This is a genomic window from Pseudomonas sp. EB271-G4-1 (assembly GCF_058791355.1).
This window is the reverse complement of record NZ_JBYTEO010000108.1, coordinates 1-12967: the sequence shown is the minus strand read 5'-3', so window position 1 is coordinate 12967 and position 12967 is coordinate 1. Positions and strand designations below refer to the sequence as shown.

Annotated in this window: 12 protein-coding genes; 9 read left to right on the top strand and 3 right to left on the bottom strand. The window is 60.1% G+C overall.

What is annotated here, in order from left to right; all coding sequences use genetic code 11:
• Nucleotides 1-163 precede the first annotated feature (163 nt).
• Nucleotides 164-1657, bottom strand: coding sequence for a CoA-acylating methylmalonate-semialdehyde dehydrogenase (locus tag AC3WWR_RS29910; RefSeq protein WP_020796322.1), 1494 nt, complete (start codon nt 1655-1657; stop codon nt 164-166).
• A 75-nt stretch (nt 1658-1732) separates the two neighbouring features.
• Entirely contained in the window at nt 1733-3082 is a 1350-nt protein-coding gene (gene aptA / locus AC3WWR_RS29905; RefSeq protein ID WP_083350094.1) for an omega-aminotransferase AptA, read from the bottom strand.
• A gap of 137 nt (nt 3083-3219) precedes the next feature.
• Here aptA and AC3WWR_RS29900 point away from each other — a divergent pair, with 137 nt between their 5' ends.
• The 6 genes from AC3WWR_RS29900 (at nt 3220) to AC3WWR_RS29875 (ending at nt 9675) form a co-directional block, all read left to right on the top strand.
• Complete coding sequence (locus AC3WWR_RS29900; protein WP_020796324.1) at nt 3220-4140, top strand: LysR family transcriptional regulator; 921 nt, start codon at nt 3220-3222, stop codon at nt 4138-4140.
• 88 nt (nt 4141-4228) lie between these two features.
• Entirely contained in the window at nt 4229-4879 is a 651-nt protein-coding gene (locus AC3WWR_RS29895; protein ID WP_020796325.1) for a TetR/AcrR family transcriptional regulator, read from the top strand.
• A 7-nt stretch (nt 4880-4886) separates the two neighbouring features.
• Nucleotides 4887-5468 (top strand): IMPACT family protein, encoded by a 582-nt coding sequence (locus AC3WWR_RS29890; protein WP_033041420.1) that lies wholly within the window; start codon nt 4887-4889, stop codon nt 5466-5468.
• 604 nt (nt 5469-6072) lie between these two features.
• Entirely contained in the window at nt 6073-7626 is a 1554-nt protein-coding gene (locus AC3WWR_RS29885) for an ABC transporter ATP-binding protein (protein ID WP_020796328.1), read from the top strand.
• Between the two features lie 10 nt (nt 7627-7636).
• Complete coding sequence (locus AC3WWR_RS29880; RefSeq protein ID WP_020796329.1) at nt 7637-8749, top strand: ABC transporter permease; 1113 nt, start codon at nt 7637-7639, stop codon at nt 8747-8749.
• The gene (locus AC3WWR_RS29875; RefSeq protein WP_020796330.1) at nt 8749-9675 is read left to right on the top strand and encodes an ABC transporter permease; all 927 of its coding nucleotides are present in this window, start codon (nt 8749-8751) and stop codon (nt 9673-9675) included. The genes AC3WWR_RS29880 and AC3WWR_RS29875 overlap by 1 nt, the downstream gene beginning before the upstream one ends.
• Nucleotides 9676-9737: 62 nt before the next feature.
• Here the strand turns inward: AC3WWR_RS29875 and AC3WWR_RS29870 are convergent, their stop codons facing one another.
• Nucleotides 9738-10178, bottom strand: coding sequence for a hypothetical protein (locus AC3WWR_RS29870; RefSeq protein WP_020796331.1), 441 nt, complete (start codon nt 10176-10178; stop codon nt 9738-9740).
• Between the two features lie 84 nt (nt 10179-10262).
• Between AC3WWR_RS29870 and AC3WWR_RS29865 the strand changes: the two genes are divergently transcribed.
• The 3 genes from AC3WWR_RS29865 (at nt 10263) to AC3WWR_RS29855 (ending at nt 12876) form a co-directional block, all read left to right on the top strand.
• Nucleotides 10263-10550, top strand: a complete 288-nt coding sequence (locus tag AC3WWR_RS29865) for a MerR family DNA-binding protein (protein WP_080725338.1) — start codon at nt 10263-10265, stop codon at nt 10548-10550.
• 18 nt (nt 10551-10568) lie between these two features.
• Nucleotides 10569-11252 carry an SDR family oxidoreductase gene (locus AC3WWR_RS29860; RefSeq protein WP_020796333.1) on the top strand — a complete coding sequence of 228 codons (684 nt, stop codon included), beginning with the start codon at nt 10569-10571 and terminating at the stop codon, nt 11250-11252.
• A gap of 265 nt (nt 11253-11517) precedes the next feature.
• Entirely contained in the window at nt 11518-12876 is a 1359-nt protein-coding gene (locus AC3WWR_RS29855) for an 8-oxoguanine deaminase (RefSeq protein WP_454865672.1), read from the top strand.
• The last annotated feature ends 91 nt before the right edge of the window (nt 12877-12967 follow it).

Sequence of the window (12967 nt, the reverse complement as noted above, 5' to 3'; positions counted from 1 at the left end):
TGTTTACCAAGGAGTTTTCCGTTTCGACTGCGCCGGAAGTGGGGCGAATTATAGGCTTCCAGAATCTGCCGTCAACCGCTATTTTCACAAAACTGTCATATAGGTATAAAAGCCCACAAAACAAAAGGCCGACCCTATGGGTCGGCCTTCTTTACCCTTCTACTTACAAGCTAGGGAAAGCGAACTGCGAAGCTTCATGGCTCGCACGCTGCGGCCAGCGTTGAGTGATGGCCTTGCGACGGGTGTAGAAACGCACACCATCCGGACCGTACGCATGCAGGTCACCGAACAGCGAACGTTTCCAACCACCAAAGCTGTGGTAAGCCACCGGCACCGGCAGCGGTACGTTGACGCCGACCATGCCCACTTCGATCTCGTCGCAGAACAAGCGTGCCGCTTCTCCGTCACGGGTGAAGATGCAGGTGCCGTTGCCATACTCGTGATCGTTGATCAGCTGCATCGCTTCTTCCAGGCTGTTGACCCGTACGACGCACAGCACTGGCCCGAAGATCTCCTCCTTATAGATACGCATTTCTGGCGTGACGTTGTCGAACAGGCAACCGCCCAGGAAGAAACCTTCCTCGTGACCATCAACGGTCAAGCCACGGCCATCCACCACCAGTGTCGCACCGGCGGCTACGCCGTCTTCTACATAACCGCTGACCTTGTCGCGTGCCTGGCCAGTCACCAGTGGGCCCATGTCCAGGCCGCAGCTGGTACCTGCACCGATTTTTAGTGCCTTGATCTGCGGCACCAGCTTGGCAACCAACGCATCCGCCACCTGGTCGCCGACGCACACGGCTACCGAGATCGCCATGCAACGCTCGCCGCAAGAACCGTAGGCCGCGCCCATCAGTGCGCTGACGGCGTTGTCCAGGTCTGCATCCGGCATCAGCACCGCGTGGTTCTTCGCCCCGCCCAAGGCCTGCACGCGCTTGCCGCGCTTGGTACCCTCGCTATAGATGTATTCGGCGATCGGCGTAGAACCGACAAAGCTCAGCGCCTTGACTTCCGGTGCCTCGATCAAAGCGTCCACCGCCGTCTTGTCACCGTGCACCACACTCAGCACGCCTTTAGGCAGACCAGCCTCCAGCAGCAATTGCGCGATCAGCAGCGTAGAACTTGGGTCACGCTCGGACGGCTTGAGGATGAAGCAGTTGCCGCAAACGATCGCCAGCGGGTACATCCACAGCGGCACCATGGCCGGGAAGTTGAACGGCGTGATACCGGCCACAACACCCAACGGCTGGAAGTCGGACCATGCATCGATATTCGGGCCGACGTTGCGGCTGTATTCGCCCTTGAGGATTTCCGGTGCCGCGCAAGCGAACTCGACGTTCTCGATACCGCGCTTCAGCTCACCTGCCGCGTCTTCCAGCGTCTTGCCGTGTTCTTCGCTGATCAATTGAGCAATACGCGCTTCGTTCTGCTCCAGCAGTTGCTTGAAGCGGAACATTACTTGGGCACGTTTGGCCGGCGGCGTGTTGCGCCAAGCCGGGAATGCAGCCTTCGCGGCATCAATAGCGCTCTGGATGGTTTCGCGGGTGGCCAGCGGCAGTTTGTGGATAGCCTGACCGGTGGACGGGTTGAACACATCAACCGCGCGACCGTTCTCGGTGACCAGTTCGCCATTGATCAAATGCGGAATAACGCTCATGGAAGCTCCTGAAAAGTTGTCCACAGGCGCGCCCAAATCGCGCACCCGTTTCTTGTAGGTATATAGAAGAAGAAATCAGTCGATCTTGCCCAGCACTTCGCCGACCGCGTCGAACAGACGATCCAGGTCCTGCGGCTTGCTGTTGAACGTTGGGCCGAACTGCAGGGTGTCGCCGCCGAAACGCACGTAGAAACCTGCTTTCCACAAGGCCATGCCCGCTTCGAACGGGCGCACGATGGCGTCGCCGTCACGTGGCGCGATCTGGATCGCCCCCGCCAGGCCAAAGTTACGGATGTCGATGATGTTCTTGGTGCCCTTTAGGCCATGCAGCGCGTTTTCGAAATGCGGTGCGACTTCGGCGACGCTCTGTACCAGGTTTTCCTTTTGCAGCAGGTCGAGTGCTGCCAGGCCCGCTGCGCACGCCACCGGGTGCGCGGAATAGGTATAGCCGTGGGGGAATTCCACCGCGTATTCAGGCGTCGGCTGATTCATGAAGGTCTGGTAGATCTCGGAGCTGGCAATCACCGCGCCCATCGGGATCGCACCGTTGGTGACTTGCTTGGCGATGCACATCAGGTCTGGGGTAACGCCAAAGGTGTCGGCACCGAACATGTTGCCGGTACGGCCGAAACCGGTGATCACTTCGTCAAACACCAGCAGGATGCTGTGCTGATCACAGATCTCGCGCAGGCGCTTGAGGTAACCCTGTGGCGGCACCAGTACGCCAGCGGAACCGGCCATGGGCTCGACGAACACCGCCGCGATGTTCGAGGCATCGTGCAGTTCGATCAGCTTGAGCAGTTCGTCAGCCAGGGCGATACCGCCCTGCTCCGGCATGCCGCGGGAGAACGCATTGCTGGCCAGCAAGGTGTGCGGCAGGTGATCGACGTCCATCATCGCCTGGCCGAAGAGCTTGCGGTTGCCGTTCACGCCACCGAGGCTGGTGCCGGCGATGTTCACGCCGTGATAGCCACGGGCACGGCCGATCATCTTGGTCTTGGTCGACTGGCCTTTGAGGCGCCAGTAGGCTCGCACCATCTTCACTGCCGTGTCGGCGCACTCGGAACCGGAGTCGGTGAAGAACACGTGGTTCAGGTTGCCCGGCGTCAGGTCGGTGATCTTTTCCGCCAGCTGGAACGACAGCGGATGGCCGTACTGGAAGCCTGGCGAGTAGTCGAGTGTACCCAGTTGCTTGGCCACCGCCTCCTGGATTTCCTTGCGGGTGTGCCCGGCGCCGCAGGTCCACAGGCCAGACAGCGAGTCATAGACTTTGCGGCCCTTGTCGTCGATCAGCCAACTGCCCTCGGCGCCAACGATCAAGCGTGGATCGCGCTGAAAGTTACGGTTGGCGGTGTACGGCATCCAGTGGGCATCGAGCTTGAGCTGGCTGGCCAGGGATGTCGGGGCGTTTTCAGGCAAGTTCATGGGTGAAACCTCGCAAGGCAATAAGCGCGTAGGGATTAAAAACCGCTGTTGCAGCTAAGTTGCCACGGGGATAAAGTCGGTGAAATCCAACTTTTGTAACCTTCAGTCAGCCCCTCACTAAACTATCGAGTAAGCGCATGAGCAGCCGTCGTCCCGATCCACTGGCACAAGTCAGCGACTTCGATATCCGTCTGCTGCGGATCTTTCGCAGCGTGGTCGAATGCGGCGGCTTCTCCGCGGCTGAAAGCGTGCTCGGCATCGGTCGATCAGCGATCAGCCAGCAAATGAGTGACCTGGAACAGCGCCTGGGTTTGCGTCTGTGCCAACGCGGGCGTGCCGGATTTTCCCTGACCGAAGAAGGTCGCGAGGTTTATCAGTCGGCGTTGCAACTATTGAGCGCACTGGAAAGTTTCCGCACCGAGGTCAACGGCCTGCACCAACATCTGCGCGGCGAGTTGACCATTGGCCTGACAGACAACCTGGTGACGCTGCCGCACATGCGCATTACCCATGCCCTGGCGCAATTGAAGGAACGCGGACCGGATGTGCAGATTCAGATCCGGATGATCGCGCCCAACGAAGTGGAGCAAGGCGTCCTCGACGGTCGACTGCACGTCGGTGTGGTGCCACAGGCGAGTGCGCTGTCCGGGCTGGAGTATCAACCGCTCTACAGCGAACGCTCGCTGCTGTATTGCGCGGTGGGCCACCCGCTGTTTTATGTCGATGACAGGCAACTGGACGATGCACGCCTCAATAGCCAGGACGCGATTGCCCCGACCTTCCGTTTGCCGGCGGACATCCAGGCTCATTATCAAGCGCTCAATTGCACCGCCAGCGCATCGGATCGTGAAGGCATGGCCTTTCTGATCCTGACCGGGCGCTATATCGGTTATCTGCCGGATCACTATGCGAGTCTTTGGGTGCAACAGGGACGCTTGCGGGCGCTGAAGGCCAAGACGCGTTTTTATGACCTGAGTCTTGCCTCGGTCACGCGTAAGGGGCGTCGTCCGCACCTGGTGCTGGAAAGCTTCCTGGAGAGCCTGGCCGCGACACGCTGACAGGGGTTTTTCTTAACGGGACTTGTCTGGAACCTGTGGGTGCGCTATCAACGTCAAGGCCCGCAACCCCTCTTGATCGGAAGTGCCCATGACCTTTGAAGTCCCAGCTCACAGCGGCAAGCCCGCCAGCCGCATTCGTCAGAAAAACGAAGAGACCATCATCAAGGCCGCCGAGGACGAGTTCGCCCGTCACGGGTTCAAGGGCACCAGCATGAACACCATTGCCCTGAATGCCGGCTTGCCCAAAGCGAACCTGCATTATTACTTCACCAACAAACTCGGTTTGTATGTGGCGGTGCTGAGCAACATCATCGAGTTGTGGGACAGCACCTTCAATACCCTGACCGCGCAAGACGACCCCGCCGAAGCCCTGACCCGCTATATCCGCGCGAAGATGGAGTTTTCCCGGCGCCAGCCGCAAGCGTCCCGAATCTTCGCCATGGAGGTCATCAGTGGCGGCGAATGCCTGACCGAATATTTCAACCAGGACTATCGCACCTGGTTCCAAGGCCGTGCAGCGGTGTTCCAGGCGTGGATTGACGCTGGCAAAATGGACCCGGTCGACCCGGTACACCTGATTTTCCTGCTGTGGGGCAGCACCCAGCATTACGCCGACTTCGCCACGCAGATCTGCCGGGTCAGCGGACGCAGCAAGCTGACCAAGCAGGACATGGAAGACGCCGGCAACAATCTGATCCGTATCATTCTCAAAGGCTGCGGCCTGACACCTTCCCTCTAAGACCACTATGCCTTTTACCCTCAGCGACTTTTGCGAATACCGCGAAGAGATTCGCAAAAGCCGCTTCATCACTTTTGCCGCGCCGATCGGCAGCCCCGCCGACGCCCAGGCCTTCATCGCCCAACACAGCGATCCGAACGCTACGCACAATTGCTGGGCGTGGAAGCTCGGCGATCAATACCGCAGTACCGACGACGGCGAGCCTGGCGGCACGGCTGGCCGACCGATTCTGGCGGCCATCGAGGCACAGGATTGTGATCAGGTCGTCGTGCTGGTCATTCGCTGGTATGGCGGCATTCAACTGGGCACAGGCGGACTGGCCCGGGCCTATGGCGGCGGTGCCAACAAGTGCCTGCAAGCGGCGCCAAAGGTTGAGTTGATCAGTCGAGTGCCGGTGCGATGCGCTTGTGCGTTCAGTGAGCTGGCGTTGGTCAAGCTGCGCGTCGCGGAACTCGGCGCACTGGTGGTGCAGGAGGATTTCACGGCCAATGGCGTTGAATTGCAGTTGGCGGTGGGTGCCGGGCAGATCGCAACTTTGCAGTCTCAACTCGCTGACCTGAGTCGTGGGCGGATTGTGTTGCAGCGCTAGCAAGATCAAAAGATCGCAGCCTGCGGCAGCTTCTACAGGGAGAACGCTATCCCCTGTAGGAGCTGCCGCAGGCTGCGATCTTTTGGAGCACTGCGCTTTTTGCACTTATCGCCTAGTTGCCCACATCTGCTGTGCACCCGCCTGTGGATAACCTGAGCACATACCGCTGTAACCCTTCTGTCATGCGGCTTTGCGGGCTTTGCTCATTTTTCGTCCATTTCCTCTTTAAAACTGCTAAATACAAATGAAAACAATCAGTTAGGTTGGTTTAGCACTTTTAGAAGAAAGCCGCCCCGCGCTTATGCCCACCCTTTGAGCTTGCGCACAAATACTGTGGAACAATCTGTGGATAACCCGTTCATGGCTGGCGCGGCTGCATATCGGGCATGGCTTGCGGTCATGTGCTCATTTTTTGATCAAAGGCAGATGCGCAAAACGGGAGCGGATCAACGGTGTTGCACTCAAGTGGTGCCTGCTTCGCGATCAACCCCAACACGGCAGCGAGCGCAATGCCCTGACACAAGGACTTCCAGAATATTTCCTGACCTGATGGCCAGAAAATTGCTTTATCCAAAGGCATCAATTCAATCGAATCGAGCCTGTCATGCCCACCGCCGATCCAACGCCCCGTCTGCAACTGAGCAACATCAGTAAACGCTACCCCGGCTGCCTGGCCAACGATGCCATCGACCTGACTATCGCCCCCGGTGAAATCCACGCGTTGCTCGGCGAAAACGGTGCCGGCAAAAGCACCTTGATGAAAATCATCTACGGCGTCGTCCATGCCGATGCTGGCGAGATTTTCTGGCATGGCCAGCCCGTGAACCTGCGCAATCCGGCCCAGGCTCGCGAACTGGGGATCGGCATGGTGTTCCAGCACTTCTCGCTGTTCGAAACCCTGAGCGTGGCGCAGAACATCGCACTGGCCATGGGGGCGGCGGCAGGCTCGCCCAGCCAGCTTGAACGCAAGATTGATGATGTGTCACAACGCTACGGCATGTCGCTGGAGCCGCAGCGACTGGTGCACAGCCTGTCCATCGGCGAACGGCAACGGGTGGAAATTATTCGCTGCCTGATGCAGGACATCCGCTTGTTGATTCTCGACGAACCGACCTCGGTGCTGACTCCGCAGGAGGCCGAGGACTTGTTCGTGACCCTGCGTCGACTGGCCGCCGAGGGCTGCAGCATTTTGTTCATCAGCCACAAACTCGCCGAAGTGCGCGCGCTTTGCCACAGCGCTACCGTGTTGCGCGGCGGGCGAGTCGCCGGGCATTGCGTACCGGCCGACTACTCGGATCGGCAACTGGCGTGCCTGATGGTTGGCGAAGCGGCGGAGTTGATCGACGATTACACGAAGGTGGCCGGCAGCGATGTTTTTTTGAACATACAAGGTTTGTCGTGGCACAACCCGGACCCGTTCGGTTGCTCGCTCAAGGCCATCGACCTTGCCGTGCGCAGCGGTGAAATCGTCGGCATCGCCGGTGTCGCCGGCAATGGTCAGGACGAGCTGCTGGCGTTGCTCAGCGGCGAAGAACGACTGAGCCGCAATGAGGCTGCAACCATCAGCTTTGGCGGCGAACCGGTTGCGCATCTACGTGCCGATGCCCGTCGCCAACGCGGAATGGCTTTCGTTCCGGCCGAACGACTGGGGCATGGCGCCGTGCCGGATCTGAGCCTGGCGGACAACGCCCTGCTCAGCGCATTCCAGCACGGTCTGGTGAGCAAGGGGCTGATCCAGCGCAGCAAGGTCCAGGCGCTCGCGCAAGAGATCATTCGCCGCTTCGGGGTCAAGACTTCCGGCCCCCATGCACCAGCCCGCAGCCTATCTGGCGGTAACTTGCAGAAATTCATTCTGGGCCGGGAAATACTTCAACAACCGAAATTGCTGGTGGCTGCGCACCCGACCTGGGGCGTGGATGTCGGCGCGGCCGCGACCATTCACCGGGCGCTAATTGCTCTGCGCGATGCCGGCGCGGCAATCCTGGTGATTTCCGAAGACCTCGAAGAATTGTTCCAGATCAGCGACCGCCTCGGCGCCTTGTGCAGCGGCCAGTTATCACCGCTCAAGGCCACAGTCGACACTCGCCTGACCGATGTCGGTGGCTGGATGGCCGGCCAGTTCGACGCCCCTCAATTGCCCGCCTACGCCACACGCTAACGGAGTTCACATGCTGCTTTCTCTTGAACCACGTGGCCAGCAATCGAGCCTGATGCTGTGGTGCTCGCCGTTGTTGGCGGCGGCCCTGACCCTGGGCAGTGGCTCATTGCTGTTTATCGCCTTGGGCCACGATCCATTGCTGACTTTGCATACGCTGTTGGTCGCGCCGATCAGCGACCTGTACGGGCTCTCCGAGTGGCTGGTCAAAGCGTTACCGATTCTGCTCTGCGCGCTGGGCCTGGCCGTTGCCTACCAGGCGCGGATCTGGAACATCGGCGCCGAAGGCCAACTGCTGCTCGGCGCCTTGGCCGGCAGCGTGCTGGCGGTGAACTTCATCGAGGTGCAAAGCCGCTGGGCACTGTTCGTGATCCTGCTTGCCGGAACCCTGGCCGGTGCCGCGTGGGCAGGGCTGACAGCGTGGTTGCGAACTCGCTTCAACGCCAATGAAATCCTCACCAGCATCATGCTCAACTACATCGCGTTGAACCTGCTGTTGTATTGCGTCCACGGTCCGCTGAAAGATCCGCAGGGTTTCAATTTTCCGCAGTCGGCGATGTTCGGTGACGCCAGCCGCTTGCCACTGTTAATGGAAGACGGTCGAATTCACGCAGGCGTGTACTTCGCCCTGCTCGCCCTGGTGGCGGTGTGGGTGCTGTTGCACAAAAGCTTCGTCGGGTTCCAGATCAAAGTGCTTGGGCTGGACAAGCGCGCGGCTGGCTTCGCCGGCTTTCGAGAAAAACGCCTGGTCTGGCTGGTGCTGTTGGTCAGCGGTGGCCTCGCGGGCTTGGCGGGTGCATGTGAGGTGACCGGGCCGATCGGGCAATTGGTACCGCAAGTGTCCCCGGGCTACGGCTACGCAGCGATCACCGTAGCGTTTCTCGGGCGCTTGAACCCGGTTGGCATTCTCGTTTCCAGCTTGTTGATGGCGTTGCTTTACATCGGTGGCGAGAGTGCGCAAATGAGCTTGAACCTGCCGCAAGCGATCACCCAACTGTTCCAGGGGATGATGCTGTTTTTCCTGCTGGCCTGTGATGTGCTGATTCTCTACCGCCCCCGCTTGAACCTGCGCAGGAAACGCCGTGCACTCGCCACTGCCGTACAACAACAAGTAGGGGCCCTGTGATGGATATCGATCTGCTGAGTAACATTTTCTACGCCATGGTTCGCTGCGGTACACCGCTGTTGCTGGTGGCGCTGGGCGAACTGGTCTGCGAGAAAAGCGGCGTACTCAATCTGGGCCAGGAAGGGATGATGCTGTTTGGCGCGGTGATGGGGTTCATCATCGCGTTCAGCACCGGCAACCTGTGGCTCGGCGTATTGCTGGCGATGTTCGCCGGGATGCTGTTGTCATCGTTGTTCGCTCTGGTGGCGCTGGTCTTCAATGCCAACCAGGTCGCCACGGGGCTGGCCCTGACGATCTTCGGCGTGGGGTTGTCGAGCTTTGTCGGTGCGGCGTGGGTTGGCAAACCGCTAACGGGCTTCGAGCCGGTGGCACTCCCTTATTTGAGCGAGATACCGCTGATCGGACGGATGCTGTTCGCCCAGGATCTGCTGGTGTACCTGTCATTCGCGCTGTTTGCGCTGGTGGCCTGGGTGACGCTGCAGACCCGCGTCGGGCTGATCATCCAGGCGGTCGGGGAAAACCCGGATGCGGCCAGCGCAATGGGTTTGCCGGTGTTGGCCGTGCGCGCATTGGCGGTGTTGTTTGGCGGCGCGATGGCGGGACTTGCCGGCGCGTACCTATCGCTGGCCTACACACCGATGTGGGCGGAAAACATGAGCGCCGGCCGCGGCTGGATTGCCCTGGCGCTGGTGGTATTCGCCAGTTGGCGGGTATGGCGCTTGCTGCTGGGCGCGTACCTGTTCGGACTCGCCAGCATCCTGCACCTGGTGGCGCAAGGGCTGGGGCTGGCGATTCCATCGAGTTTGCTGGCGATGCTGCCGTATGTGGCGACCATTGTGGTGCTGGTGCTGCTGTCCCGGGACAAGGTGCGCACACGATTGTATGCGCCGGTTTCATTGGGGCAGCCGTGGCAGGCTGGGCATTAGCAGTTGTCTGGTCTGGCCTCTTCGCGGGCAAGCCCGCTCCCACATATGCGCGTGCGCCGCTATTAATGTGTCTGGCGCAGTCCCTGTGGGAGCGGGCTTGCCCGCGAAGAGGCCCGCACTGGCAACACTTGAGCAATGCCCCACATCAATTCAAACACCAGAAAAATCACCAGCAGCGAACTCACACCATGGATCAGGGCATAAGCCTGCCAAGCCGAGAACAGGAATCTGGCCACGGCGTCATACCGCCCATAAACCTGCTGCGGATCACGAATGCGCAGCACCGCCCACACGCAGACTATCGAGCCCAATAGATTCGCCATCAACACGTGCATCGGTTCGAACGGCGGTAGCTCGCCTGATAGATTGAAAGCCTGGCTCAAGCTCAACAAAAGCCCGTGCACCGCGGCAAAACTCCATGGCGTGGCAAACGCTGCCATAACGATCAGGTCATACCAGGCACTGCCGCGAACCAAGCGGCGATATTGCATTGAAGTCCACATCGATATTGCTCCATCAATTTCCGGGAGCAACCAGGCTAAAGCCTGGAGTATGCTCCAGGGTCAAGCCCTCGAAGAGACGTGATGATGCGCATCGGTGAATTAGCCCAGGCCAGCGCCGTCAGCCGCGACCCGGCAGACAGGGTGCAGCTGGTGCAGTACATCAAGACCGCTCAACGGCTGGGCTTTAACTTCGGCGAGATCGGCCACAGCGTCGGCGCCATCTGGCAGTCGCCCGATCCGGACAGTGCCGTCACACGATTGCTGCAAGACAAGCTCAAACTGATCGAAGCGCGCATGTCCGAACTGGGCGCATTGCGCGATGAGTTGCAACAACGGCTTGGACAAGATTGTCCATTGAATCCACGTCCCTGAACCTCAAGGAAGCCACACATGTCCAGAACCGCACTGATCATCGGTGCCTCCCGCGGCCTTGGCCTCGGCCTGGTGAAAACCCTGCTTGCCGATGGCTGGCAAGTGACCGCCACTGTGCGCAATCCGCAAAACGCCGAGGCCCTCAAGGCATTGGGCAAGGTGCGGATCGAGAAACTCGACATGGACGATCAGCAAGCGGTGATCATGCTGAGCCAGAAACTCAAGGACGAAGTGTTTGACCTGCTGTTCGTCAACGCCGGGGTGAAAGGCCCTGAGGTGCAGACACCAAACGGCGGCGCGACCCTGGCCGAGGTTGGCCAACTGTTCTTCACCAATGCCGTTGCGCCGATCAACCTGGCGCAACGCTTTGTAGGGCAAATCCGCCCGGACAACGGCGTGCTGGCCTTCATGAGTTCGGTGTTGGGCAGCGTGACCATGCCAGACGCGCCGGAACTGGCGCTGTACAAGGCCAGCAAGGCTGCACTCAATTCCATGACCAACAGCTTCGTCACGCAGTTGGGCGAAACCAGCCTTACCGTACTGTCGCTGCATCCGGGCTGGGTGAAAACCGACATGGGCGGTGAAGGTGCTGACATCGATGTGGACACCAGCACACGCGGACTGATTGACCAGGTGAATGCGTATGCCGGCAAGGGCGGGCATCACTTCATCAACTACAGGGGTGAAACCATTCCCTGGTAACCACCGCCGTCCACTGTAGGAGCGAGCCTGCTCGCGATGGACGCCAAAGATGACGCGGGCTTTCTGGATGCCCGCGTTATCTGGACGTTTTTCGCGAGCATGCTCGCTCCTGCAAGGGTTTTACGTTGTCTGGTCGGACCGGGCTTGCCCGCGACACCGTTTTGATTAAAACTTGGCACCTCGCCTCCCCGGCGACCCTGGATCAGCAGACAGGGCAACACTGAGCTGGCAACCCTGAACCCAACTTTCAGAGGAGCCGGCCAACATGCCTGCGACCCGTACCTGGTTAAAAAATCCCCTCGCCATTTTTACAGCCAACGACCTCGACGCCCGTGGCGGCCTGGTGCTGCAAGACGGTCTGATCGTCGAAGTACTTGGCCTCGGCCAACAGCCCTCCGCGCCGTGCAATGAAGTATTCGATGCCCGCGAGCATGTGATCCTGCCGGGGCTGATCAACACCCATCACCACTTCTATCAAACCCTGACCCGCGCCTGGGCACCCGTGGTCAACCAGCCTTTGTTTCCGTGGCTGAAAACCCTGTACCCGGTCTGGGCACGCCTGACACCGGAAAAGCTCGCCCTCGCCACCAAAGTCGCCTTGGCTGAACTGCTGTTGTCCGGTTGCACCACGGCCGCCGACCACCACTACCTGTTCCCCGAAGGCCTGGAAAATGCGATCGATGTACAAGTCGAGAGCGTTCGCGAACTGGGCATACGCGCCATGCTGACGCGCGGCTCCATGAGCCTGGGTGAAAAGGACGGAGGCCTGCCGCCGCAGCAAACCGTGCAGGAAGGTGAAGTGATCCTGGCCGATAGCCAGCGCTTGATCGCCGAGTACCACGAACGTGGCGAAGGCGCGCAAATCCAGATCGCCCTGGCGCCCTGCTCCCCCTTCTCCGTCACCCCGCAAATCATGTCTGCCAGCGCAGAACTGGCGAACAACCTCGACGTGCGCCTGCACACGCACCTGGCGGAAACCCTCGACGAAGAAGATTTCTGCCTGCAGCGCTTTGGCCTGCGCACCGTCGATTACCTGGACAGCGTCGGCTGGCTCGGACCGCGTACCTGGCTGGCACACGGCATCCACTTCAACCCGGATGAAATCGCCCGCCTTGGCGCCGCCGGCACGGGTATTTGCCATTGCCCGAGCTCGAACATGCGCCTGGCCTCCGGCATCTGCCCGACCATCGAGCTGACCGATGCCGGCGCGTTGCTCGGTCTTGGCGTGGACGGTTCTGCCTCCAACGATGCGTCGAACATGATGCTCGAAACCCGTCAGGCGTTGTACATCCAGCGTCTGCGCTACGGTGCCGAGAAAATCACACCAGAGCGCGTACTGGGCTGGGCGACCAAAGGCTCGGCCAGTTTGCTTGGGCGCAGCGACATCGGTGAAATCGCCGTGGGCAAACAAGCTGACCTGGCGCTGTTCAAACTCGACGAGTTGCGCTTCTCCGGCAGCCACGATCCGGTATCGGCACTGCTCTTGTGCGGCGCGGACCGTGCGGACCGGGTGATGGTCGGCGGCAAGTGGCGAGTGATCGACGGGCAGGTCGAGGGGCTGGACCTGAAGGGATTGATTGCCGATCACAGCCAGGCGGCTCGGCAGTTGATCGCGGGCGTCTGACCCAACACCGATCCACTGTAGGAGCTGGCGCAGCCTGCGATCTTTTGATTTTGCTTCTAAAAAACAAGATCAAAAGATCGCAGGCTGCGCC

Bases quoted from the DNA above. Each gene is read 5' to 3' on its own strand.
- AC3WWR_RS29910 (WP_020796322.1), bottom strand. From the start codon at position 1,657: ATGAGCGTTATTCCGCATTTGATCAATGGCGAACTGGTCACCGAGAAC.
- aptA (WP_083350094.1), bottom strand. From the start codon at position 3,082: ATGAACTTGCCTGAAAACGCCCCGACATCCCTGGCCAGCCAGCTCAAG.
- AC3WWR_RS29900 (WP_020796324.1), top strand. From the start codon at position 3,220: ATGAGCAGCCGTCGTCCCGATCCACTGGCACAAGTCAGCGACTTCGAT.
- AC3WWR_RS29895 (WP_020796325.1), top strand. From the start codon at position 4,229: ATGACCTTTGAAGTCCCAGCTCACAGCGGCAAGCCCGCCAGCCGCATT.
- AC3WWR_RS29890 (WP_033041420.1), top strand. From the start codon at position 4,887: ATGCCTTTTACCCTCAGCGACTTTTGCGAATACCGCGAAGAGATTCGC.
- AC3WWR_RS29885 (WP_020796328.1), top strand. From the start codon at position 6,073: ATGCCCACCGCCGATCCAACGCCCCGTCTGCAACTGAGCAACATCAGT.
- AC3WWR_RS29880 (WP_020796329.1), top strand. From the start codon at position 7,637: ATGCTGCTTTCTCTTGAACCACGTGGCCAGCAATCGAGCCTGATGCTG.
- AC3WWR_RS29875 (WP_020796330.1), top strand. From the start codon at position 8,749: ATGGATATCGATCTGCTGAGTAACATTTTCTACGCCATGGTTCGCTGC.
- AC3WWR_RS29870 (WP_020796331.1), bottom strand. From the start codon at position 10,178: ATGTGGACTTCAATGCAATATCGCCGCTTGGTTCGCGGCAGTGCCTGG.
- AC3WWR_RS29865 (WP_080725338.1), top strand. From the start codon at position 10,263: ATGCGCATCGGTGAATTAGCCCAGGCCAGCGCCGTCAGCCGCGACCCG.
- AC3WWR_RS29860 (WP_020796333.1), top strand. From the start codon at position 10,569: ATGTCCAGAACCGCACTGATCATCGGTGCCTCCCGCGGCCTTGGCCTC.
- AC3WWR_RS29855 (WP_454865672.1), top strand. From the start codon at position 11,518: ATGCCTGCGACCCGTACCTGGTTAAAAAATCCCCTCGCCATTTTTACA.